Annotated in this window: 21 protein-coding genes and 1 pseudogene; 5 read left to right on the top strand and 17 right to left on the bottom strand. The window is 73.1% G+C overall.

What is annotated here, in order from left to right:
- Position 1: 1 nt before the first annotated feature.
- The 5 genes from SSNG_RS35080 to SSNG_RS35060 form a co-directional block, all read right to left on the bottom strand.
- The gene (locus SSNG_RS35080) at positions 2–994 is read right to left on the bottom strand and encodes a phosphotransferase (RefSeq protein ID WP_007268725.1); all 993 of its coding nucleotides are present in this window, start codon (positions 992–994) and stop codon (positions 2–4) included.
- Positions 994–1,716, bottom strand: a complete 723-nt coding sequence (locus tag SSNG_RS35075) for a hypothetical protein (protein WP_007268724.1) — start codon at positions 1,714–1,716, stop codon at positions 994–996. The genes SSNG_RS35080 and SSNG_RS35075 overlap by 1 nt, the downstream gene beginning before the upstream one ends.
- Positions 1,717–1,847: 131 nt before the next feature.
- Positions 1,848–2,498 (bottom strand): class I SAM-dependent methyltransferase, encoded by a 651-nt coding sequence (locus tag SSNG_RS35070; RefSeq protein ID WP_241695313.1) that lies wholly within the window; start codon positions 2,496–2,498, stop codon positions 1,848–1,850.
- Between the two features lie 179 nt (positions 2,499–2,677).
- Complete coding sequence (locus SSNG_RS35065) at positions 2,678–4,420, bottom strand: ABC transporter ATP-binding protein (protein WP_007268722.1); 1,743 nt, start codon at positions 4,418–4,420, stop codon at positions 2,678–2,680.
- A complete protein-coding gene (locus tag SSNG_RS35060; protein ID WP_007268720.1) occupies positions 4,417–6,204 on the bottom strand; it encodes an ABC transporter ATP-binding protein in 1,788 nt (595 codons plus the stop codon). Before SSNG_RS35060 ends, SSNG_RS35065 begins: the two co-directional genes overlap by 4 nt.
- A gap of 526 nt (positions 6,205–6,730) precedes the next feature.
- Here SSNG_RS35060 and SSNG_RS35055 point away from each other — a divergent pair.
- Positions 6,731–8,017: an NAD(P)-dependent oxidoreductase gene (locus SSNG_RS35055; protein WP_007268719.1), complete on the top strand. Its 1,287-nt coding sequence runs from the start codon at positions 6,731–6,733 to the stop codon at positions 8,015–8,017.
- A gap of 151 nt (positions 8,018–8,168) precedes the next feature.
- On the opposite strand, the gene SSNG_RS35050 is transcribed toward SSNG_RS35055, so the two are convergent.
- Positions 8,169–8,912 carry a helix-turn-helix transcriptional regulator gene (locus tag SSNG_RS35050; protein WP_042804659.1) on the bottom strand — a complete coding sequence of 248 codons (744 nt, stop codon included), beginning with the start codon at positions 8,910–8,912 and terminating at the stop codon, positions 8,169–8,171.
- A 54-nt stretch (positions 8,913–8,966) separates the two neighbouring features.
- Between SSNG_RS35050 and SSNG_RS35045 the strand changes: the two genes are divergently transcribed.
- The gene (locus tag SSNG_RS35045; RefSeq protein WP_007268717.1) at positions 8,967–10,220 is read left to right on the top strand and encodes an MFS transporter; all 1,254 of its coding nucleotides are present in this window, start codon (positions 8,967–8,969) and stop codon (positions 10,218–10,220) included.
- On the opposite strand, the gene SSNG_RS35040 is transcribed toward SSNG_RS35045, so the two are convergent.
- The 4 genes from SSNG_RS35040 to SSNG_RS42715 all read right to left on the bottom strand — a co-directional run bounded on the left by SSNG_RS35040 (position 10,137) and on the right by SSNG_RS42715 (position 13,000).
- Entirely contained in the window at positions 10,137–11,594 is a 1,458-nt protein-coding gene (locus SSNG_RS35040) for a hypothetical protein (RefSeq protein WP_241695312.1), read from the bottom strand. The two genes, SSNG_RS35045 and SSNG_RS35040, sit on opposite strands and share 84 nt — an antisense overlap.
- A 79-nt stretch (positions 11,595–11,673) precedes the next feature.
- Positions 11,674–12,159, bottom strand: coding sequence for a hypothetical protein (locus SSNG_RS44525; protein WP_241695311.1), 486 nt, complete (start codon positions 12,157–12,159; stop codon positions 11,674–11,676).
- A gap of 449 nt (positions 12,160–12,608) precedes the next feature.
- Complete coding sequence (locus SSNG_RS35030; RefSeq protein WP_042804657.1) at positions 12,609–12,791, bottom strand: hypothetical protein; 183 nt, start codon at positions 12,789–12,791, stop codon at positions 12,609–12,611.
- A gap of 56 nt (positions 12,792–12,847) precedes the next feature.
- Positions 12,848–13,000, bottom strand: a complete 153-nt coding sequence (locus tag SSNG_RS42715) for a hypothetical protein (RefSeq protein ID WP_007268713.1) — start codon at positions 12,998–13,000, stop codon at positions 12,848–12,850.
- 662 nt (positions 13,001–13,662) lie between these two features.
- Here SSNG_RS42715 and SSNG_RS35015 point away from each other — a divergent pair.
- A complete protein-coding gene (locus tag SSNG_RS35015) occupies positions 13,663–14,316 on the top strand; it encodes a hypothetical protein (RefSeq protein ID WP_007268709.1) in 654 nt (217 codons plus the stop codon).
- 41 nt (positions 14,317–14,357) lie between these two features.
- On the opposite strand, the pseudogene SSNG_RS44520 reads toward SSNG_RS35015, so the two are convergent.
- The 5 genes and pseudogenes from SSNG_RS44520 to SSNG_RS34995 form a co-directional block, all read right to left on the bottom strand.
- Positions 14,358–14,490, bottom strand: a pseudogene (locus SSNG_RS44520) (ATP-dependent helicase C-terminal domain-containing protein); the annotation flags it as partial.
- A 452-nt stretch (positions 14,491–14,942) separates the two neighbouring features.
- Entirely contained in the window at positions 14,943–15,308 is a 366-nt protein-coding gene (locus tag SSNG_RS40765) for a hypothetical protein (RefSeq protein ID WP_128637627.1), read from the bottom strand.
- Positions 15,309–15,524: 216 nt separating this feature from the next.
- A complete protein-coding gene (locus tag SSNG_RS35005; protein WP_007268707.1) occupies positions 15,525–16,217 on the bottom strand; it encodes a response regulator transcription factor in 693 nt (230 codons plus the stop codon).
- Positions 16,214–17,407, bottom strand: coding sequence for a histidine kinase (locus SSNG_RS35000; protein ID WP_347232515.1), 1,194 nt, complete (start codon positions 17,405–17,407; stop codon positions 16,214–16,216). The genes SSNG_RS35005 and SSNG_RS35000 overlap by 4 nt, the downstream gene beginning before the upstream one ends.
- Before the next feature lie 20 nt (positions 17,408–17,427).
- The gene (locus tag SSNG_RS34995) at positions 17,428–17,952 is read right to left on the bottom strand and encodes a hypothetical protein (protein WP_007268705.1); all 525 of its coding nucleotides are present in this window, start codon (positions 17,950–17,952) and stop codon (positions 17,428–17,430) included.
- 122 nt (positions 17,953–18,074) lie between these two features.
- On the opposite strand from SSNG_RS34995, the gene SSNG_RS34990 reads away from it, so the two are divergent.
- Together SSNG_RS34990 and SSNG_RS34985 are read left to right on the top strand one after the other, a co-directional pair.
- Complete coding sequence (locus SSNG_RS34990) at positions 18,075–19,409, top strand: ATP-binding protein (protein ID WP_050780036.1); 1,335 nt, start codon at positions 18,075–18,077, stop codon at positions 19,407–19,409.
- Positions 19,406–20,485 (top strand): hypothetical protein, encoded by a 1,080-nt coding sequence (locus tag SSNG_RS34985; RefSeq protein ID WP_050780034.1) that lies wholly within the window; start codon positions 19,406–19,408, stop codon positions 20,483–20,485. Before SSNG_RS34990 ends, SSNG_RS34985 begins: the two co-directional genes overlap by 4 nt.
- Before the next feature lie 57 nt (positions 20,486–20,542).
- Here the strand turns inward: SSNG_RS34985 and SSNG_RS34980 are convergent, their stop codons facing one another.
- Together SSNG_RS34980 and SSNG_RS45075 are read right to left on the bottom strand one after the other, a co-directional pair.
- The gene (locus SSNG_RS34980) at positions 20,543–21,019 is read right to left on the bottom strand and encodes a hypothetical protein (protein WP_042804654.1); all 477 of its coding nucleotides are present in this window, start codon (positions 21,017–21,019) and stop codon (positions 20,543–20,545) included.
- A 79-nt stretch (positions 21,020–21,098) separates the two neighbouring features.
- Positions 21,099–22,702, bottom strand: a 1,604-nt coding sequence (locus SSNG_RS45075; RefSeq protein WP_007268701.1) for a WD40 repeat domain-containing protein, incomplete at its 5' end; no start/stop codon positions are given.

The raw sequence follows: 22,702 nt of genomic DNA, 5'->3' as shown, positions 1-22,702 counted from the left end.
CTCAACGCCCCAGCAGGGGCTCGTAGTAGCCGCCCTCGCCGTGCGCGCAGGCGACGAGCATCCGGTACGGCTCCCAGTCCCGGTGGTCCTTCCGCCCCGGCTTGGCCAGCTCGCGCTCCAGGCCCCAGGTCTCCAGCTGGATCGAGTGGCCGATCAGGAGGGCGGCGTCGTCGTCGGTGCGCAGGAACGGGGCGGCCAGTTCGGTCACCGCCTCCTGCAGCAGCGCGCGGTCGGCGCGTTCCCCGGCGGTGGTCCCGGTGCCCGGCTCCGGGGGCGCGAAGGCCGTCTTGACCAGTTCGTTGACGTCCAGGTGCACGGGGGCGAGGACCGCGAACTCGAAATCCAACAGGGACACCACGTCGGTGCCGTCCCACAGGGCGTTCACCGGGGAGAGGTCGCCGTGGTTGAGCACCCGGGGGGCGCCGGGCAAGGCCGCCCAGTACTGCTCCAGGGCGGCGGACAGCCGCTTCCGCTCCCCGGCCGTGAGCACGTCCGCGGCGCGCAGCCGCCCCAGGGCGGCGTCGGCCTCGTCCGGGGACCGCGAGTAGAACGGGTTGTGGGAGCGGGCCAGGGGCGCGGCGGCCGCGGGGTCGAGCCGGTGCGCCGCCCGGGCCCGCTCCCACAGCCGCCGTGTCGCGGCCACGCGCCGCCGCCCGTCCAGGCCGGCCCAGGCGTCGTCCAGGCAGACCGCCTCGATCTCCCGGGTGACCACCCACTCGAAGCCGCGGGTCCTGCCGGACGCGAGGACCTCCGGATACCCCACCTCGGGGGGCAGCACGGCGGCCAGCCGGGTCTCGCGCACCAGGTCCCGGGCCGCGGTGGAGCCCGCGACCCGTACGGCGAGCCCGCCGCCGAGCCAGGTGGCGTTGGTCCGGCCGGACGTGCGGCGGGCGGACCGGAAGTCCGCGCCGTGGCGCCGGAAGACCTCCTCGGCCACGGCGGCGACCTCCGCGGCGCGCGCCGCGCGTTCGGCGGCGGTCGTGACACCGGTCATCAGCGGGCCATCAGCCGCAGCGAGACGACCAGGCGCAGCGGGTCCCGTCCCTCGGGCAGCCGGAGCAGCGGCGGCACCTCGTGCCACATGCGGGGGCCGAGCAGCCGGGCGTCGCCCTCGCGGTCGTACATCGGCTCCAGGTAGCCCCCGCGCAGGACGCGCATGGCGCCGACGGAGTCGTAGCAGAGCGGGAACTGGAGGTTGAACCGGTCGAGGTCGGTGTCCTGCTCGGCGCCGTGCGGGCCGATGTAGTCGCCCTCGCGGTAGGCCAGGAGGAACACCCGCTCGTAGCGCAGCGAACGGCCGGTGATGGTGTCGACGACGGGCAGCAGCTGCCGTGCCGCGTCCTCGGCCCAGTCGAGCAGGCCGTGGTCGCGGAAGACGGCCGTGACGCGTGCGGAGTGGGCCGGCGAGTCGGACTTGGCGTCGAGGCGCTGGAACCGGAAGCCGTAGCCGAGCCCGCCGTCGTCGGAGCTGTGCTCCTGGGCGTCGACCAGGGGCTCGTCGCCCAGCTGCCGGTACGCCGAGAGGGCCGCCGCCTTGAGCGCGGTGGCGTCGACGACCTGGGGTATCTGGGCGCACCGGTACGAGGCGTAGTGGGCGCGCAGGGCGTCGACGTCGATGTCGGGACCGGAGGTGCGCAGCGGGCCGATCGGCAGGGCGGGACGGATGGCGTCGGTGGCTGTGCCGGTGCTGGTGTCGGTGCTGGTGTCGGTGTCCACGGGAACCCCTCTTTCGCGGATGGTGGTCACGGTGAGTCGTCTCGGGGAGCGGCCCGGCGCGCACGGCACCCGCCGGGGCGGGTGGTCCGCGCGCCGGGACGGGCCGAGGTGGGGGGTGGGGCGGGGCGGGCTCAGGCGGTGCCGAGCACCACCAGGCGGCGGCTGCTGACGGTGAAGGGGCCGCCCGTCTCGTTCATGACGCGTGCGTGGGAGAAGCCGGCGGTGCGGAACCACTCCAGGATCTCGGGGGCCGTGAACATGCGGACGCTGTAGCGGGCCCGCTCCACCTTCCCGTCCCGGATCGTGATCTTCTCCGCGTAGTAGCGGCTCGCCTCGGCGTCCAGCTCCTGGATGTCGACCGCGAGGTCCTGTCCGCGGCGCAGGACGTCGACGTGCATGTCGTGGTTGGCCAGCACGCTCGGGATGTGCCGGTACGGGGAATGCATGTCGAGCAGGAAACGGCCGCCGGGCCGGAGTGCGCGACGGTAGCGCCGGAGAATGTCCCGGTCCGTCTCGTCGTCGAAGTAGCCGAAGGAACTGTACCAGGATACGGCGGCGTCGAATTCTTCCTCGAAGGCCATCTCGCGCAGGTCGACCTGCCGGTAATCGACCGCGACCCCCATTTTCACGCTCTCCTCGCGGGCCATTTCGAGAAAGCGCTCGTCGCGGTCGACACCGACCACCCGATAGCCCCGCGAGGCCAGTACGTTGGCGTGCCGGCCGTGTCCGCACGGCGCGTCCAGGAGGCGTGATCCCGGCTGGAATCCACCGAGTGCGACCATGCTCGACGCCTCGGTCCCGCTCAGTTCCGGAGTGAGGTCGGGAAGGTCGAAGTAATCGTAATCGTCGCCGAAAAGGCTGTCCCAATCGACGTGCGGCTTCCTTGGATTCATATCGCCCAGGCTAGGACCGGAGCCGTATGTGCCGCAATGATTTCAATAGCCGTGCGGACGGATTGATTTCATTCGCCGTGCCAGGCGCGCCACAGGGCGGCATAGGCGCCGCCGGCGGCCAGCAGCTCGTGGTGGCTGCCCAGTTCGGTGATGCGGCCCTTCTCGACGACGGCGATCCGGTCGGCGTCCTCGGTGGTGTGCAGCCGGTGCGCGATGGCGATGACGGTCCGGTCGCCCAGCACGGCGGCCAGGGCCCGCTCGGCGTGCCGTGCCGTGGCCGGGTCGAGCAGCGCGGTGGCCTCGTCGAGCACCAGGGTGTGCGGGTCGGCGAGCACCAGCCGGGCCAGGGCGACCTGCTGGGCCTGTGCGGCGGTGAGCGGGTGCCCGGTGGAGCCGACCGGGGTGTCCAGGCCGCCCGGGAGCGCGGCCGCCCAGTCGCCGGCTCCGACCACCTCCAGGGCGCGGCGCGCCTCGGTGTCGTCGACGCCCGGCCGGGCGAGGGTGAGGTTCTCGCGCAGGGTGCCCCGGAAGATGTGGTGCTCCTGGGTGACCAGGGCGATGCGGCGGCGCAGTTCCGCGGTGCTCAGCTCGACCAGGGGGACGTCCCCGACCCGGACGGTGCCGGAACCGGGGTGGTAGATGCCCGCGAGCAGTTTGCCGAGGGTGGACTTGCCGGAGCCCGACGGGCCGACGACGGCGAGCCGTTCGCCCGGCGCCAGGTCCAGGTCGACGCCGTGCAGGACGGTGCGTCCGGGCACGTAGGAGAAGCTGACGTTCCGGACGCTGAGGTCCCGGCCGCCGGGCCGGGCGCCGGTCGGCTCGCGGTCCGCCGGCAGCTTGCTGACACCGAGCACCCGGGCCAGCGAGGCCGAGCCGATCTGGAGCTCGTCCATCCAGCTCAGGACGTCGTCCAGCGGGAAGATCAGCTGCCGTACGTAGAGGGTGGCGGCGACCACCTGGCCCAGCGAGGCCAGTCCGCCGGCGTGGAGCGCCCCGCCGACGGCGAGCGTGGCCACGAGCGGGACGGCGTAGCTGAGCTCCACCGTCAGGTACCAGGAGCTGCGCAGCCACATCGTGTGGCGCTCGGCCCCGTACGCCTCGCCGAGGTCGCGGTCGAGCGCCCGGCGGCGCCGGTCCCGGAGGCCGAACGCCTCGGCGGTGCGGGCGCCGGGCACGGTCTCGGCGAGGGTGTCGCCGAGTGCCACGTAACCGGCGGCGCGCCGACGGTAGGCGACGCCGGAGCGGCGCAGGTACCAGCGGGTACCGGCCCACAGCAGGGGGACGACGAGCAGGCTGGGCAGCGCGGTGAGCGGGCCGACGAGCAGCAGGGCGCCGAAGGTGAACAGGCAGGTGAGCGTGGCGATCAGGGTCTCGGGCGCGGCGTAGCGGACGGTGTTGGTGAGGGCGTCGGTGTCGCGTGAGGCACGGGTGATCAGGTCGCCGGGCTCGGCGTCCTCCACGGTGGACAGCGGCAGCGTCACCACCCGGTCGACGAAGTCCTCCCGTACCTCCGCGGTGATCTTCTCGCCGAACCGGCAGGAGCGCTGGACCGCGGCGTAGGTGAGCACGGCCTGGCCGAGCAGGGAGGCCAGCAGGCCGAGGGCGAGCAGGTCGACGGCGGCGATCGTGGTGCCGGCGGCCACCTCGTCGACGAGCCGGCCGATCAGCCAGGGCGCGACCAGCCCGCACGCCGCGGCCAGTCCGTGCAGTGCCAGCAGCCAGGTGAGGTCGCGGCGGTGGCCGCGGGCCAGGACGCGGGCGTGCGCGCGCACCTCCGCGGTGTCGGCGACGGGCAGCGCGACCGTGTTCATTCCGCGCTCCTTCGGGCGACGGGGGCGGTGGGGGCGCTGGGGGACGCGCCTCCGGCGGGGTCTTCGCCGGTCTCGCGCTGGACGGCCAGGCGGTACCTGAGGTCGGCGGCCATCAGGTCGCGGTGGCTGCCGGTGGCGACGACCGCACCGTCGTGGACGAAGGCCACCCGTTCGGCCCGTTCGAGCAGCAGGGAGCTGGAGCTGACGAGGACGGTGGTGCGGTCCGCCCGGGCGGCGCGCAGCCGCCGGCCCACCCGGTCCTCGGTGTGGGCGTCGACGGCCGACGTGGGGTCGACCACGACGAGGACGTCGGGGTCGGCGAGCACCGCGCGGGCGAGGACGAGCCGTTGGCGCTGGCCTCCCGAGAAGCGGCTGCCGTCGGCGGTGACGGCGGTGTCCAGTCCTTCGGGCAGCGACTCGACGATGTCCTCGGCGGCCGCCACCCGCAGCGCGGCGAGCACCTCGTCGTCCCCGGCGCCGCCGTGCGGGTCGAGGTTGTCGCGCAGGCTGCCGCGGAAGAGCCTGGGGCGGTTGTCGACCACGAGGACGTGCCGACGGACCTGCTCGGTGCGCAGTTCCCGCAGCGGCAGTCCGGCGTAGCGGACGGACCCGCCGGAGCAGCCGCTGTCGCCGCTGTAGCCGCCCAGGCGGTCGGCCAGGCGCACGCCCTCGGCCGGCGGTGCCACCACCACCAGGAAGGAGCCGGCGGGGACGACCAGTCCCGTGTGCTCGTCGACCAGGTCGTGCGCGCCGGCGGGCACCGGGGTGCTGCCTCCTCCGGCGTCCGGGGAGGTGGTGGGCAGGGCCAGTACGGCGATCACGCGGCGGGCGGCGACATGGGCCCGGGCGAACCGGTCGGCGGTGTCGGTGAAGATGGCGAGCGGTTCGACGAGGAAGGCGGCGTACGCGTAGAAGGCGACGAGTTCGCCGGGCGTGACCGTGCCGTTCAGGGCGGCGCGGGCGCCGATCCAGGTGACCGTGCCGACGAGCAGGCCGGGCAGCAGCACCTGGGCGGCGCGTATCAGGGCCTCCGCCCCGGCCACCTCGGAGCCGGCGGCGCGCACGCGCTGCGAGCGCTCGCGGTAGGAACGGGCGAAGGACGTCTCGCCGCCGACGCCGCGCAGGACCCGGAGTCCGGTCACCACGTCGGTGAGGCGGGAGGTCAGCTCGCCCTGCAGGTCGCGGTAGGCGCTCTGTCTGCGGTGCAGGGGGCGCAGGGTGTAGCCCATGGTGAGGATGATCGCGGGCAGGACGACGATCAGGAGGAGGCCGAGCGAGGGCGACTGGTCGAGGAGCACCGCGGCGACCAGGATCGTCGAGACGACGGCGCCGAAGGCCCGGCCGACGACGTCGAAGGCGTTGCCGATGGTGGTCATGTCCGAGGTGCCGACGCTCACCAGTTCCCCGTCGTCGACGCGCCGTTCGAGGCCGGCGCCGAGCCGGTCCGCGTGGCCGACCACCAGCTGGACCGTGCGGAAGCCGGCGGACAGGGCGTTGTGCATGCTCAGCCGGCGGCGGAGCATGCCGGACACCGCCTGCACCACGCCGAGGGCGAGGAGCACGGCGGACCACAGCCAGACGGTGTTCATGTCGCCGGGGACCAGTCCCTCGTCGACGGCCTCGCGGATGACGACCGGCACGAGCGCCTGCGAACCGAGCCAGAGAAGGCCGAGGAACGCCGCGGCACTCAGGGGGCGGGCCATGCGGCCCGCGAGCCACAGCAGGTACCTGGAGGCCGAGCGGATATCGGGATGACCCGGGTCTGCGACGGGAAGCGGGCGCATTGCGTGAACATATCGAGCGTTCCGGCCGGTTCGTCAACTCCTGCTCCGGAACACCGGTTTCCCTGTTCGACTGCCGACCGTCCGCAGTCGAAATCCGGGAGCCGCGGCGCACCGGCGGCGGGCTCTGCGCGTGTGGAACTCTTCCGCCATCCGCACGGAAAATGCCAGCGTGCGGAATGGCCGCCGCGCGGGAATGGGTGCCGCCGGGGGAAGGGCCGCCGCGGGGGAAGGGCCGCCGCACGCCCGGAAGGATTTCGGCACGCTGTGCGTACGCGGTCGGCGGGGCGACAGTTGCCCGGTCTCGTGCCGCCGACCTAGCCTCGCAATTCCATCCATGACGCACCGACAGGCATCGGAGATTTGCCATGCTGGTTCACGCAACCTCGCCGAGGGGTGCGGCACTCCCGGGCCGGAAGCGGCCGGAGTGCGACCGCGGACCGTCCGCCCGCTCCCGCCGTCCGTTACGGCTCCTGACGGTGCGGGCTCCGCGCCGCTCCCGGTCGGCCGGAGCCCAGGCGGGCCGCGGATGATCATCGTCGACGCCGCGCTGCGCCGTCGCGCGGAAGAGGGCCGGCCGATCCGGGTCGGCATGGTGGGCGCCGGGTACATGGGGCGCGGACTGGTGCGGCACATCACCACCTCGGTGCCCGGCATGCGGGTGGCCGCCATCTCCAACCGGAACCCGGACAACGCGGAACGCGCGTACCGGGAGGCGGGACTGGCACCCGTACGGGCCGGGCGCTCGGACGCGGTCTCGGCGGCCGTGGCCGCCGGGCGGCCGGTCGTCACGGACGACGCGTTCGCCCTGATCGGGGCGGAGGGCATCGACTGCCTGGTGGACGTCACCGGTGCGGTGGAGTTCGGCGCCAGGATCACCGTCGCCGCCATCGAGCGCGGCCTTCCGGTGGTGACGATGAACGCCGAACTCGACTGCACGGTGGGCCCGTTGCTGGCCCACCGCGCCCGCGCGGCCGGCGTGGTGCTCACCGGGGCCGACGGCGACCAGCCCGCGGTGCAGGCCAATCTGCTGCGCTTCGTGCGCAGTCTGGGCGTCACTCCCCTGGTGGCCGGCAACGTCAAGGGGTTCCAGGACCAGTACCGCACCCCCACGACGCAGCAGCCGTTCGCCGACCGGTGGGGACAGAACGTCCACATGATCACCAGCTTCACGGACGGGACGAAGGTCTCCTTCGAGCAGGCCATCGTGGCGAACGCCTTCGGCTTCACCGTGCCCAGGCGCGGCATGTACGGGCGCGACCACACCGGGCACGTGGACCAGCTGGCCGAGATGTACGACGTGGACGAGCTGCGGGAGCTGGGCGGCATCGTGGACTTCGTGGTCGGCGCCAAGCCGGCACCCGGCGTGTACGTGCTGGGGACCCACGACGACCCGGCGCAGCACACGTACCTGGAGCTGTACAAGCTCGGGCGCGGCCCGCTGTACAGCTTCTACACGCCCTACCACCTGTGCCACTTCGAGGTGCCGCACACCGTGGTGCGCGCCGTGGACTTCGGCGACGCCGCGCTGACCCCGCCCGCCGGCCCCCGGGTCGACGTGGTGGCCACCGCCAAGCGCGACCTGCCCGCCGGCACGGTGCTGGACGGGATAGGCGGCTACGACACCTTCGGGGTGGCCGAGTCGCACGCGGTGACGCGGGCCGACGACCTGCTGCCGATGGGCATCTCCGAGGGGTGCGTGCTGCGCCACGCCGTCGCCAAGGACACCGTGCTCGGCTACGGGGACGTGATCCTGCCGCCGGGCCGGCTCGTCGACGCGCTGCGGGCCGAGCAGGACAAGCTGTTCGCGGCCTGACCCCGCCGCCGGCGGGGGGACACTCCGCCGGCGGCACTCCTCGTGCCGGCGCCTGCCGACGTCGATGTCAGCAACTCATCGAGCAGTACCTCGACGCGGCCGAGCACGGCCGGCCGACGTGCCGTCAGGGCCTACAGAGTCGTTCGAAGTGTCAGGTGGCGGGGCGGGCGCCGGGAGTGTGGCCGAAGGTACGGCGGAAGACGTCGATGAAGGTGCTGGCGGAAGACCAGCCGCAGCGGTGGGCGACCGCGGTGACGGGGATGTCGTCCGCCAGGAGGATCAGTGCGTGGTGGAGCCTGATCTGAGTGCGCCACTGCAGGTAGGTGAGGCCGAGGTCGTCGCGGAGGCGGCGGGAGAGGGTGCGGGCGCCGGCGCCGATCTGGCGTCCGAGGTCGTCGAGTGAGCGGTTGTCGGCCGCGTCGGCGCGCAGGATGTCGTGCAGTTCGCGGAGCAGGGGGTCGGTGGGGACCGGCAGGTGCAGCGGCTGTTCGGGGGAGAGGGCGAGCCGGTCGAGCATGACCGCGCGCAGGCGCAGGTGGGGTGGGCTGTCGTCGTCGGGGTCGCGGGTGTACTCGACGATGAGTTCGCGCAAGAGGGGGCTGACGGCGAGGACGGCGGGTTTGTCCAGGCCGAGGGGGTTGTCCGTGGCGGGCAGGCCGACGAGGTGGAGGTCGAGTTCGCCGTGTGCCTGATGCTGGTGGACGGTGCCGGCGGGGATCCAGAGCGCGCGGGTGGCGGGGGCAACCCAGGAACCGGCGTCGGTGGTCACCGCGATGGTGCCCCGGCCGGCGTAGACGATCTGGTGATCGTCATGGCGGTGCGCATCGATCTCGCCGCCGGAGGCCAGGCGCTGGGTCCGGGTCGGCGCAACGGATTCGTGGCGGACTTTCTGCATCACCTGTCAATCTACCGAAAGTGCGACACCGTGTGCTTCTCCCAGCATGGGAGGGTGCGAAGGAACACATCGATCTCCCTGCTGGCCGTGGGCCACGCCTGCGTCGACATCTACCAGGGCGCCGTCGCGGCGCTGATCCCGTTCTTCGTGGCCGAACGGGACTACACCTACGCGGTCGCCTCCGGCATCGTGCTGGCCGCGTCCCTGCTGTCGTCGGTGGCCCAGCCGGTGTTCGGGGCGCTCACCGACCGGTGGGCGATGCCGTGGCTGCTGCCGGTCAGCACTCTGCTGGGCGGGGTGGGCATCGCGCTCAGCGGCCTGAGCGGCTCTTACGGGCTCACCCTGTTCTTCGTCGCGGTCTCCGGGATCGGGGTGGCCGCCTACCACCCGGAGTCGGCCCGCGTGGCCCGGCTGGCCGGCGAAGGCAGTCACAGCGCGATGGGCTGGTTCTCCCTGGGCGGCAACATCGGCTTCGCACTCGCCCCGCTCACGGTGTCGGCCGTGATCGGACACGGCTCCCTGCGCTGGACGCCCGTCCTGGTCCTGCCCGCGCTCGCCGGCGCCGCTCTGTGCGTGCCCGTGCTCCGGATGCTCGCCCGGCCCGAGGCCGGCGCGTCCAGGACGGAGGCACCGCGGGGCGCCGATGACGTGGCCTCGTTCGTGAAGCTGTCCCTGGCGGTCGTCTTCCGCTCCATCGTCTTCACCGGCCTGAGCACCTTCATCTCCCTCTACGCCCAGCAGCGCATGCAGGGCAGCACCACCGCGGGCACCATCGCCCTGTTCCTGCTGTTCCTGGGCGGCGCAGCCGGCTCGGTCCTGGGAGGGTCCCTGGCCAACCGCTACGACCGCGTCCATGTCTCCCGCTGGTCCTACCTGCTCTCCGTCGCCGCCGTGACCGGAGCGATCTACGCACCCGGCCCGGCCATGTTCCTCTTCGTGGCCCTCACCTCCGTCGGCCTGTACGTCCCCTTCTCCCTCCAGGTCACCCTGAGCCAGGATTACCTGCCCTCCCGTATCGGTACTGCCAGCGGCGTCACCCTCGGCCTCACCGTCAGCATCGGCGGCCTCATCAGCCCCCTGCTGGGACACCTGGCCGACTCCACCTCGCTGAAGACGGCCCTCACCCCCCTGATCGCCATGCCTGCCCTGAGCTGGCTCCTCTTCCGCGCCCTGCCCGAACCCACCGCCCCCAAGCCTCAAGCCGACGCACCCGCGCCCGCATCCTCAAAGCCGGGCTTGATCGAGCACCCGGTGCATCGTCACGACGAGAAGCGTCCGGTTTGCGGCCGCCCCGGAGACGACGGCTGACTCGTCGGCCTCGAGGAGATTGATCAGCCGGTCGGTCGGGATGGACGGGTTGGTCGCTGCTCGACGTCGCACGTCGTCTGCGCCGTCGGCCAGCAACGCCTCGATCGTGTCGACCGGAAGCCCGGGGTGTGCTGCGGCGACGACCCGGTCATGCGGGTCGTCGGAGCGGGCCAGGGCAGTGGCGGCATCGGCGGGGAAGTTCTTGTGGGCGAGCATGTCCCATCGGCTGTAGCTCTTCCAGTCGGCCGCGATGTGTGCCAGCAGCCGGCCGGGTGCGTTCGGCTGGCGTTCGCACACGAACAGCCGCACGGCGAAGCTCTCGTCGGCGGCGAGGATTGCGACGGCCTCGTCAGACAGATCGGTGCGCATGGCCAGCGTCTTGCGGAAGGCTTGGTGGCGGCTTCGCGCGAAGGCGAGCTGATCGGGTTCGGACAGGTCTTCGGCCAGCAGCCACTCGATGGTGTTGCCGCTGCTGCCGTCGTCGTACTCGACCGATACCGATTCACGCAGCACCGGGTCGAGGCCGTGGCGGGCGACGACTGCCGCGCGGACCTGGTTGTCGGGATCGTGTGCCAGAGCCGCGACGTGCTCGAGGTCCAGTGTCGGATTGGCCGCGACCGCGGCGCGCAGCTGCGGGTCCGCCAGGAAGCGGCGGGTCAGGGCGGCGTCCAGGTCGACGGTCGCGGCGATGTACGGCAGGAGCTCCGCGCTGTTCGCCGGGTCTGTGGAGGAGTCGATGTCGGCGAGCACGCCACGGGCGACCTCAGCGGGAAGCGGACCGTCCAGACGGAGCAAGAGCAGCTCTCGGCCGAAGGCTCCCGTGGCCCGCGAAAGGAGTTCGCTGATCCGGGCGGTCGGCGCAGGGTCCCACTCGGCGGCGGCGATGGCGGCCGTTCGCGCATCGTCGTCGTCGAGCATCCCGGCCCGAATGCCGTCGGGCAGGTGGCGGTTGAACGCGAGGGCACGGCGGACCTTCGGCTGTGGGTCTCGGGCCAGTAGTTCGTAGACTTCGTGTGACAACGGCCGCGGGAAGTGACGGCCGTGCACGCCGACGGTGGTGAAGTACTCGGCACCTTCCGCCAGCCGGCCCCGCACCCGCGCGTCGGCGTCCCGGGCGAGGACGATCTGGACCTCGGCCGGGAGATTCGGATGCGCGGCCAGCTCCGACCGCAGGTTCGCATCCTCGTCGTCGGCAAGGATCAACGCGGCCTGCGCGGGCAGGTCACGGCGCCGTGCGAGCTCGGTTCGGTCGATGTCCGCCGCCGCAAGGCGGACGAGAACCTCTGGTGGTGCCGAGGGATTGCCTGCCAGGCCGCGCAGCACCACGGCCAGGTTCCGCTGCATGACGACAGGACGTTCGAAGGGTGCGGGCACCGACCCATGGTGCCAGGCCGTCTGCACTGTCGCGGTCTCCCGAGGAGCCCGGCCCGCCGGTGCCCCGGTAGCGGGCCGGTCAGGTGGCGTGGCGGGCCGTGTGCGGGTGGAGGCGGTCGGTGAGGAAGGTGAGGATCGCGTCGCGTGCCCGGAGCGTGGGGTGGCCCGCCTCGTCGACGAGGTGGGCGGTGACGACGCTGTGCGGCGTGCCGACCAGGTCGGCGAAGAAGGGCGGCGGCGCCGGGTTGGCGGCACTGTCCGGGAGGACCCGGCCGTCGAAACCGAAGGGGAAAAGCTGATGCCCGCCCCCGGTGGAGATCTTCCCCTCCGGGCACTGCACGGACGCACCGCCCCTCTGTCCCGGCTGAATGGGAGCAGGGCTGGATGCGAACACCTCTTCCCGCCCGGTGACACCGCCGTCGGCCGGGGGCGTTGGGTTGGTGACGGACTGGGAGGTGCTCTGGCTGCAGTTGATGTTCTGCGTGCCGTTGAAGGTGTTACCACTGCCCACCTGCCCGGAGGGGAAGCAGACAGCTCCGACGGCGGGGTTATTGAGGAGCGACACCAGTCTGCATGGGTGGTGTGCACCCCAATGTGCTGATGGGGTGACGCAGTAGGTGGCCTCGGCCGGTGAACCGGGCGTGGCTCCACGCCGTCCGCGGCCGAGGCACGTGTTCGCCCCGCCCGCGCTCCCGTCCACCTCACCCGCCGTCTGCGCGTAAGAGACGATGTCAGCGGACTGGCCGGACTCTGACTACGGACAGACCAAAACCCTGTCCATAACTTCTGCTCGCACGCGACCCCGGGCACGCGGTACGGCCGGGCCCGGGAGCGCCTCGGCGGCCTGCGCGAGCATCAGCTCAACCGGCGGCCGCAGCACCATGCCGATCACCCCTCCGCCGAGTCCGCCGTGTCCTACGGCCAGCCTCGGCCCCGCAGCGGTCGGCGGCCCGGCGGACACGGTGCTCACCGGTGCACACGCTGTCCCCGGCGGGGCCAGTCCGGCGTACGCCCCTACAGCTGCCATTCCTCCGTGCAGAACGTGGCCTCGCTGACAGTGGCGTCCCCGGCCCGCGTCGTGTCGAGGGCCAGTTGGAGTCCGTCCCGGACGGCGGCAGCGTTGGGGCGGAAGCGCAGGCCCAGGTCGTGGTCCTCGATGTGCTGGATGATGGCCGCGTCGAGGGTGGAGGGGGCCACGCCGACGAGGGGGATGCCGGCGTGGATGACCTGCGGCCCGGTGCGGCCGTGGGAGGTTACGGCGCCCAGGCGGGGAACGCCGTCCGGGTGCCGCCAGTGCTGAGATGCCGCTGGCCGGCCTCGGCGGACCACCAGTGGGGGAAGTGGCCGATCCGGCCCGCCGGCCGCGTCTCGCCGTCGAGGGCGGCCGCCACCTCGGGCGGGCTCATCCCGAACCGGAGCGGCCCGACCCGTTCCGGCGGTTCCGGTTCCAGAGCGGGCGCTCGCGGTCGGGCACCACCGGCCAGGCCCCGGGGTTCCGTGCCCGCTCGCGGACGTCGCGCCAGTGCAGGATGGGCGGCGTCGCGTAGGGGTCGTGAGCCAGATCGGGCCCGACGAGCAGGGCGGAGGTGACCATCGTGTCCCTCTGCTCCAGCCAGCCCTCGGCGGACAGTCACAGTTCCTGCCTGGGGCCCAGGGACACTCCCCACGCCGGGACCTCCGGGTCGCCGCTCCGGTTCACGCGCACCGCGGCTCCCTCCGAGCGGGCACGCATGCTCGCCAGCGAGGCGGACTCCCCCGGCGGCTCACGGGCAGCGCCACCGTGTACTGCACCGACATCATCGTCGCCCGCAGGCATCTCCCCGGCCGGGTAGGAAGCGAGCCACTCTTCCCGCTGCTCATAGCTCCGGAGCACACCGCGATATCGATGATGCTGCCGAGCCGCTCCTTGTCGGCGTCGGCCTCGGCGTCCGCCTGACGCCGGATCGCACCCGAAGGCCGCTCGACGTGCGCGCTCCCGATCTCGTTGTGGGCTACGGCCGTCAGATGTCGTGCCCCATAGGCCGGATGTGGCCGAGGCGCTCTTGCGGACCGGTCCTACGCTGGAAGCATGGCGGCCACCGATCCCATGCTGAGACAAAGTCCCGACTCGACGGATCTGGTCCTGCGCGTCGGCCCGGCCGGGCCGACGTGGAACGCGCTGACCTCGGCGGGGCAGGCGCTGTTCACTCCGATCGCTCTGGGCCTGCCGACACTGGTCGTCGCCTTCGCGATGGCGCTGGCCGGGGCGCGGGCGTCGACCGTCTTCGTGGTGGTGGGGGTGATCGTCGGGCTGGAGTACCTGATCGGCTGGCTGGCGTTGGCCTCTTCCCGGGCCCGGGACATCCTCCGGGTGGAGTTCGCGCCGGTCGGGGTGCCCGCGTCTGTGCGGTTGGTCCGGGCCGCCGGGCCGGATGACTGGCTGCCCGTCAATACCCTGCGCGAGGTGCGGCTGACGCACAAGGTGGTGGAGCCGTACCAGGGGGACTACAAGCCGGCCGTCTCCACACTCGCGCTGGAACTCGACCTGCGGGGCGTCCGGGAGCAGCTCGCGCTCCCGTTCAGCGGCGACCCGCAGCTGCTCGCCGACGCGCTGAAGGACCTGCTCGGGCCGGCCGGGGTCGCGGTGTACCTGCGCACCGAGCGCAGCACGCGCGATCGGCCGCAGCGCAACTCCGGCTGGACTTCAGGCGGTTCGGCCTCGGCCGGCTCGGGTGGCGGCTGACCCCGGGCTGCCCGTGGCGCTCCCCGGTTGGGCGTGTTGAGCCGCCGGGTCGACTCGGCCGCAGCCGGGTCCTGCGGCCACGGATGGCGGGGGTGGCGGCCGCGGAGCTCGGCCCGCACGGCGCGGTGGCCCCTCGCGCCAGAACGACGCGAGGTCGCCGGTAACGGCGCCGGGTGACCGGAGCCGAGCAGGCTGCCGGCGTCGGCGAACTGGTGCCAGTCACGCCAGTCCTCCATCCCATCGCAGCAGCCGGGCAGGAACGTGACACCCGTGGAGTTGTCGGTGACCCGTGGACCGCCGGCTGCGAAGAGGCGGTCGAAGGTCAGCAGCCCGTGGAGGAACGAGCCGAGTGCGTCGGCCGGACGAGGCGGCCGGACGAGGCGGGCGGTCGCCGTCGGGGTCGATGTCGATGTCGATGTCGTTGCAACCCCGCGATGCGCATCACCGCCGTTCCGACCTCAGCGGGTGAGAGCTCACCGCTGAGAGGGAGGAAGCCGAACGGCTCGATCTCGGCGGGGATGCGGCACACTCCCCGAGTGAGCGTGATACATCCGTCCTGGAGGGCTACACCCCTGACGGTTTTGAGAACGCCCGGCCGAGGCGCGGCCCGGGGCGTTCGGGGCAGGTCAGTGGACGCTGACGACCTGGAAGTCGCCCCAGCTCTGGGTGGTGTTGATCCAGGCGGTGCGGGTGTAGAAGCGGCCGCCGCCACAGTTGTTGTAGGTGTAGGCGGTGACCTCGACGTTGCCCTTCCACCACCAGCCGCCCAGCTGCGTGGACGAGTCCCGGGTGATGTTGAAGCACTTGCCGACGGTGCCGCCGTTCTGGTTGGAACCCTTGATGTAGACGGACTGGGCCCTGCCGGACGCGTCGTCGATCTGGATCTGCTGGCCGTTGGTCCCGGCGAACGCCGACCCCGTCCCGGCGACGAGGCCGGTACCGGCCACGGCGAGCGTCACTGCGGCGGTGGCGAGCTTCCTGCGGATCTGCACGGTCTTCCCCCTGAGTCGTGGTGCTTGCGGGCACCAAAAGTTGATCTTGGTTCGGAGGAAACCTTCTCCCGGGGGCCCCGTGCGGAGCAAGCCGCTCCGTCGACAGGAGCGTCCCGATTTCGTCCCGTTTCGTCGACAGCCATTCGATCCGGCCCGGATCGGACTTCTGGTCTGCCCGGACGGGGAGCCGGGCCAACACCCGGCGCCCACGGCGGGTCAGGCCAGGCCCGAGGCGATGGCGCGGCGGACGGCGTCGGCGCGGTCGCGGATTCCGGCCTTGGCGAACAGGTTGTTGATGTGCGTCTTGACCGTGGCCTCGCTGATGAAGAGCTGCTCGGCGATGCCCCGGTTGGGCAGGCCCTGGCCGATCAGCGCGAGGACCTCGCGTTCGCGGCGGGTGAGGTCCTCGGGCAGGGGAAGGGGCAGGGGCCCGCCGGGCGGGGGCGCCTGGGTCTTGACGGTGGCGAGGAGGCGGGCCTGCACCTCGCGGTCGAGTACGGACTGGCCGGCGGCCGCGGCCCGGATCGCGCGGGTGATGTCCTGGCGTCCGGCGTTCTTGGTCAGGTAGCCGCGCGCTCCCGCGCCCAGGGCGCCGAGGATCGAGTCGTCGTCGGCGAAGGTGGTCAGGACGACCACCGCGACCTCCGGGTGCTCCCCGGTCAGCCGGCGGGTGGTCTCGATGCCGTCCATGACGGGCATCCTCAGGTCCATCAGCACCACGTCCACCGGGCCGGCGGCGACGGCCGCCAGCACCTCGGTGCCGTTCGCCGCGGCCGCGACGACCTCGATGCCCCCGGCCAGGGCGAGGACGGCGGCGAGGGGCTCGCGGACGGCGGCCTGGTCGTCGGCGACGACCACCTTCAGCGGCGGTTGGGGCGGCTGCTGTTGCTGTGCCTCGGGTGCGGTCATTGCGGGATCACTGCCTCCACTTGCCAGTCGCCCTGGTGCGGGCCTTCGGTGACCGGGCCCGCGGTGAGCGTGCCCCCCAGCAGGGCGACGCGTTCGCGCATGCCGATCAGTCCCATCCCGCTGCCCGCGCCCGGGACCGCCGGCCGGGTGCCGGGGCGGTTGCGGATCCTCAGCGCGGTCGACCCCGGGGCGAACGCCAGCTCGACGGCGACGGCTCCGCCGGGAGCGTGCCGGGCCGCGTTGGTCAGGGCCTCCTGGGCGATCCGCAGCAGGTTCTGGACCGCCCGGGCGGGCACCTCGCGCACGGTCCCGCTGACGGTGAGGGCGTCCGCGTGCCCGGAGGACGCGAGCATCGAGGCCAGGGTCTCCCGCAGCGGCAGCGCGTCCTCGCGCAGGGCGTGCACCGTCCACTGCGCCTGCTTCAGGCTCTCCTTGACGAGGCCGTGGGCCTTGGCGTTCGCCTCCCGGACCTTCTCCAGGTCCCCCGTGTCGATCAGCGCGTCCGCCAGCTCCAGCTGCATGTTGATCCCGGCGAGGGAATGCGCCAGGACGTCGTGCACGTCCCGGGCGATCCGGCCCCGTTCCGTCAGGACGGCGGTGCGCGCCTCGGCGCGGGCGGCGCGTTCGGCCGACTCGGCCGCGTCGATCGCCGCCCGTACGGCCTGCCGCTGGGTGCGGTTGACGATGCCGACCAGGACCGGCGTGCCGGTGGTGAGGCCGAACACCCACGGCAGCGCCTCGTGACCCGGTCCGAGGCGCAGGTACAGCACGGCACCGCAGAGCAGGCTGCAGAACCCGGCCAGGACGAGGGCGGTCCTGGTGTCCAGCCGGTATCCGATGTGGCCGGCCAGGAAGAAGGCGAAGAGGTAGGCCGTCCCGCTGCTGCTCAGGCCGATCAGGGCGGCCGCCGCGACGACCCCGAGCGTCAGCCAGACGAGGGCGAGGCGCCGCGGGACCTTGTGCTCGGGCAGCCGACGGGCCAGCAGGGCGGCGGAGTTGACCGCGAACAGGGCGGCCACGGCCAGGCCCCGGCCCCTCGGCCCCATGGGACGGATCGTCAGGAGCCCCACGACGACGACCGCGACGGAGACCGCCCACTGCACGCGCGGGTCCTGCCCCGGTACGGGACGCGCGCCCGCATCCCGGCCGGTGTCGTCGCCGGGGTGCGGGGCGATCTGGTCTGCGGGCACGGACCGAAGGTACGGCACGGTCAGACCGTGGTGCCGAGGACGGGCAGGGCGCCGGCGCCGCGCACCGTCCGGCTGCGTACGTAGATCGTGGCCACCCGCGTGACGACCTCGGTGAGCGCCATCAGGACGAAGGCCGCTACCCAGGCCTGCCGGCTCGTGATGTGGTGCGCGAGGCTGAACCGGGCGACGTCGTCGGCGCCGCCGCCGTGCTCCACCCAGGTCTGGAACCCCATCCGGGCCCCCATGCCCGCGATCCAGAGGACCGCCGACACGGCGCCCGCCTTGATCAGGAGCTGCCCGTCGAGGGCACGGATGCGGGTGTAGACCCCTCCGGCGATGCCCAGCGCGGCGCCGACCGCCGTGAGGGCGCCGATCAGGACGAGGTCGTTGCCGGCGGTGGGGACGGAGTCCAGGTACGAGTACCCCACGAAGGCCACGATCCCCAGCGGGAGCAGGAAGGTCCTGTGGTCGAGACGGCCCTCCCGCAGCTGCCGGAAGACGATCAGGACGAGGGCGATGTCGGTGATCCACTCGGTTGCTGTCATGCCCTCAAGACTGCTGCGGCGCCGCTCTCCGCGCCTGGACCCGGGGGTGGAGAAGGGGGTGGAGATCCGCCGTGCACCACCCCGCCTGGACTGCTGTCAGAGGGGCCGCGTAAACATGGATCATGCCGGAAGAGCCTCCCTCCCCCGAATCCCCGCTGGAACCCCCGCCGGAAGCCCCGTTGGAACCCCCGCTGATACGGAGCCTGCGCACCGCCGTGGCCGCCGCCCCCGGGGACGTTCCCCTGCGGCTGCACCTCGCCGAACTGCTGCTGTCCGCGGGGCTGCACGACGCCGCGGTCACGGAGGCCGCGGCCGCCCTGCAGCACGCGCCGGGCGACGCAGCGGCGCGGGAGCTGATGATGCGGGCCATGGGGATGCCGTCCGCCCCGGCCGCTCCCCCGACCGCTCCCCCGGCACCGTCGGAGCCCGCGGTCGGCGGCGCCGTCGAGCCGTCCCGCCCCGCCGGGTTCGACTGGCGGGCCGCCGAGCAGGAGGTCGACGGCATCGTCGAACCCCGCTTCGTCGAGCCCCCGCTCAGCGCCGACGGCAGCGGCGACCCCGGGGACGCCGACGCCTGGGAGGTGTCCGCGCCCGGCGTCGTACGGCTCGCGGACGTCGGCGGCATGCAGGAGGTCAAGGACCGCCTGGAAGCCGCGTTCCTCGCACCGATGCGCAACCCCGAACTGCGCAGGCTGTACGGCAAGAGCCTGCGCGGCGGGCTCCTGCTCTACGGGCCGCCCGGCTGCGGCAAGACCTTCATCGCCCGGGCCGTCGCCGGCGAGCTCGGCGCGAACTTCCTGTCCGTGTCCGTCAACGACGTCCTCGACATGTGGATCGGCAACTCCGAACGCAACATGCACGAGGTCTTCGAGACCGCCCGCCGTCAGGCGCCCTGCGTCGTCTTCCTCGACGAACTGGACGCGCTCGGCGCCAAGCGCAGCCGTACGCAGCACAGCGGCATGCGCAACACCGTCAACCAGCTCCTCACCGAGCTCGACGGCATCGACTCCGCCGCCAACGAGGGCGTGTTCGTCCTGGCCGCCACCAACGTCCCCTGGGACGTGGACATCGCGCTGCGGCGGCCGGGACGGCTCGACCGCACCCTGCTCGTGCTGCCGCCCGACGCCGCCGCCCGCGAGGCGATCCTCCGCTACCACCTGCGCGAACGCCCCATCGAGGCGGTCGACCTGGGGCGTCTCGTCAAGGCGACGGACGGCCTCTCGGGCGCCGACCTGGCCCATGTCTGCGAGTCGGCGGCCGAGAGCGCGCTGCTCGACTCGGCGCGCACCGGCGTGATCCGCATGATCGGCACGAAGGACCTGCTCGACGCGGCGAAGTCGGTGGTCCCCTCGACGGAACCGTGGTTCGCGGCGGCGCGGAACGTGGCGATGTTCGCCAACGAGGGCGGCATGTACGACGACCTGGTGACGTACCTGAAGAAGAGGCGGAAGCTGTGAGCACGGACCCGGTGGTGGCGCGCGCCGTCGCGCTGCAGTCGGCGGGCCGGTACGAGGAGTCCAAGGCCGTGCTGGCCCCCCGCCTCGCCGAGGCCCCGGACGACGAGCTGGCCTGGCAGGTGCTCACCGTCGCCCACGAGAAGCTCGGCGAGTACGAGCTCGCGGAGCGGGCGGCCCGGCGAGGTGCTCCGGATCTCGCCCCGGACACGTCGGCGGCCTCATCCAGCTGTCCCGAGTGCTGCTCCGGCTGGACAAGCGGTCCGAGGCCCGGGCGGCGGCAGAGGAGGCCGTCCGCAGGTCGCCCGGGGTGTGGACCACCGCACTTCGTGCTGTCCGAGGTGCTCGTCGCCCATGCGACGGCCCCGCCCGCCGATCACGAACGGGCCTACGAGGCGGCCCTGGAGGCCGTACGCCTCGCCCCGGAGGAGCCCGAGGCGCACCAGGCGGTGTGCTTCACGGCCGTGCGCACGCAGCGCCAGGACGTCGCGAAGCGGGCCCTGGTGGAATGGCTGCGCCTGGACCCGTCCAACCAGACGGCGCAGGCCATGTACACCGACGCGATGGCCGACTCCCCGAACGTCACGGCCGCCCGGTCGGCGGAGATGTACTCCGCCGGCCTGGCGGGCGCGCCCCAGTCCGCGATGCTGCGCAACGGCCTCGACCGCGCCACGTACCGCCTGCTGCGGGGCACGCGCTGGCTCGCGGTCGTCTGCGTGGTGTCCGCGGGCATGATGGTCGACCTCTTCACCACGTCCAGGCACCCGGTCCTGCGGGAGCTGCCCGTACCGCTGGGCAACCGGCTCTGGGTGCTGACGTGCATGGCCGCGATCTGGGGCTTCGGGGCGCTGTGGCGCTACCGCCGGATGCGTACCGGGGTGCAGCTCAACATCCGCTCCCTCGTACGGCGCGGCCGCTGGTCCAAGATCGTGCTGGCGCAGGCGGTGTGGGCCGTGCTCTGCGCCCTGCTGATATCCCAGGTCCCGTGGACCGACCGGGGCGTGCCCGGGGTGCTGTTCTGGGCGGGCCTGCTGGTGCCGCTGTCGACCATGGTGTACGACCGCGGGAAGGCGGGGTGACCGGGTGACCGGGTGACCGGGTGACCGCGTGACCTGGTGGTCCGCCGCGGTCATCGGTCACCGGTCACCGGTCCCCTGGGGCCCGGGGACGACGGTGAGGCGGGTCCAGACCAGCCAGTCCTGGGTGGAGTCGCCGTCGGCGTCCACCTCCACGTACAGGGTGCGGGTGGCGGGGCCGGCGAAGCGGGAGAGGTCGACGGTCAGGGTGTCCAGGCTCCCGGTGTAGCGCTTGGCGACCTCGGTGAGCAGGACGCCGTCGCAGCCGACCCTGATGAGCACGCCGTTGGTCTGGGGTGGGCCCACGGGACTGAAGAAGCCGTACTCGGCTTCGAGCCGGGCGCCGGCCGCGACCCCGGGCAGGTGGAACTCACCGCGGATCCAGCCGTCGTCCGTCCACCGGGGGTGGGTCTCCAGCACGCGCTCGCGGCGCGATCCGTCCTCCAGCATCAGACGGGGGACGGGGTGGATGGCGAAGCCGCGCGGGTCGTTGCGTGATCCGCCGAAGGGGAGGCGGCCCGCACCGCTGGACCACACGGCACGGGGGGATTCCTCGATCAGTTTGAAAAACGGAACGGGGGCGGGGGCAGGGGGCCGGTTCGGCTTCATCACGGGGTCAGGCCTCCGGGGGATCCGTGGTGAGGAGCAGCGTGTAGCCGCCCGCCGGGCCGTCCCGGCGGCCTTCGACCAGCAGGGTGCACTCCCCCGCCGGGGGGAGGTCGACGGGGCCGACGCGGCACCGGCGTCCCTCCGGGAACCGGCCGGCCGCCAGGACCTCGCCGCCCGGGCCGTGGAGGGTGGCCGTGGGGTCGAGGTCGATGCCGCCGGCGACGACGTCGATCGTGGCGCGGCCGCCCCCGCCGTCGATCCGCCATTCCCGGGAGCGCCCGGCCTGTACCGCGTCGAAGGTGCGCACGCCGGGCGGCAGGCGGGGCGGGCCGCCGACGCGGGCGGGGAGCCGCGCGGAGGCCGCCGGGGGAAGGGCGGAGCGGGTCAGGGGTACGACGGTCGGGGGGCCTCCCCCAGACTCCGTCCGGGGGGACCCCCACTCCGGCGGCGGATTGCCGAGCGGGTCGCAGCCGGGCTCGATCAGCAGCGCCGACCGCTCGGCGCAGGTGAACCGGTGGATCCGCCGGTTCTCGTACGCCCACGCCACGAGCTCCGCCGGGCCGTGCAGGCGCCGCAGCCGGATCCCTCCCCCGGCGGAGGCGGACACGACGGCCATGCCCGAGGCGTCGGCACAGCAGGCGAGGGCGGTCACCGCCCCGGCCCCGTCGCCGAATTCGCGTACGACCTGACCGGTGGCCACGTCCCAGACGAGCACGGCGCCGTGGTCGTCGCCGGAGACGGCGAACCGGCCGTCCGGCGAGAAGGCGAGCGTGCGGACGCCGGCCGTGTGCCCGACGAGGACGCTGCGGCTGCCGTCATCCGGACGGCAGAGGGACACCGTGCCGTCGGCGGTGCCCACGGCCGCGGTCCGGGCGTCGGGGGCGAGCGCGATGGCGAGCACCGCCGACTCGTGCCCGAAGCGCCGTAGGACCGCACCCGTCCCGGTGTCCCAGACGATGCTGCTGGCGTCCTGCGAACCGGACACCGCCAGCCGTCCGTCGTCGCTGATTGCGACGGCGTCGACGGTGTGGTTGTGGGCTTCAAGGCTGCGTACGAACTCCCCCGCGGCGACGTCCCACAGGATCACCCGGTGATCGGCCGAGCCGGAGACCGCGACCGTGCCGTCGGGGGTGAGGGCCACGCAGCGTACGGCCTCGGTGTGTCCGCTGAGCAGCCGGGCCTCACCGGTGCGCGGTTCCCACACGGTCAGCGGGAGGACATCGGTGGCGCAGACCGCCAGGCCTCCGTCGGCGCTGACCGCCAGGCCGTTGGCGTCCTCGTAGCTGCGCCACCGTGCGGTCGCGGTACCGCCGTCGAGGTCCCAGAGGGTCATGGCCCCGTCTTCGCCACCCGTCAGGGCGGACCGCCCGTCCCGGGTCGCGGCCAGCGCGCGGGTACCGCCCGCCGTGGGCATGACGCGCACCACGTCGCCCCTGCCCGCGTCCCACACTCCGGGCTCGGCGTTGCCCGCGGCCGTCCAGACGCGGCGTCCGTCGGCGCTGAGCGCGGCGGCGGTGGCGGGCCTGCCCCGTCCGCCGAGGTGATGGACCTCGCCGGTGTGGAGGTCCCAGGTGAGGGTGGCGCCGTCGCGGGTACTCAGCAGTGCCCGGC

This window comes from Streptomyces sp. C, from assembly GCF_000158895.1.
Lineage (GTDB): Bacteria > Actinomycetota > Actinomycetes > Streptomycetales > Streptomycetaceae > Streptomyces > Streptomyces racemochromogenes.
Note: the sequence above shows the minus strand (reverse complement) of the source record. Positions and strands in the feature narration are given on the sequence as shown.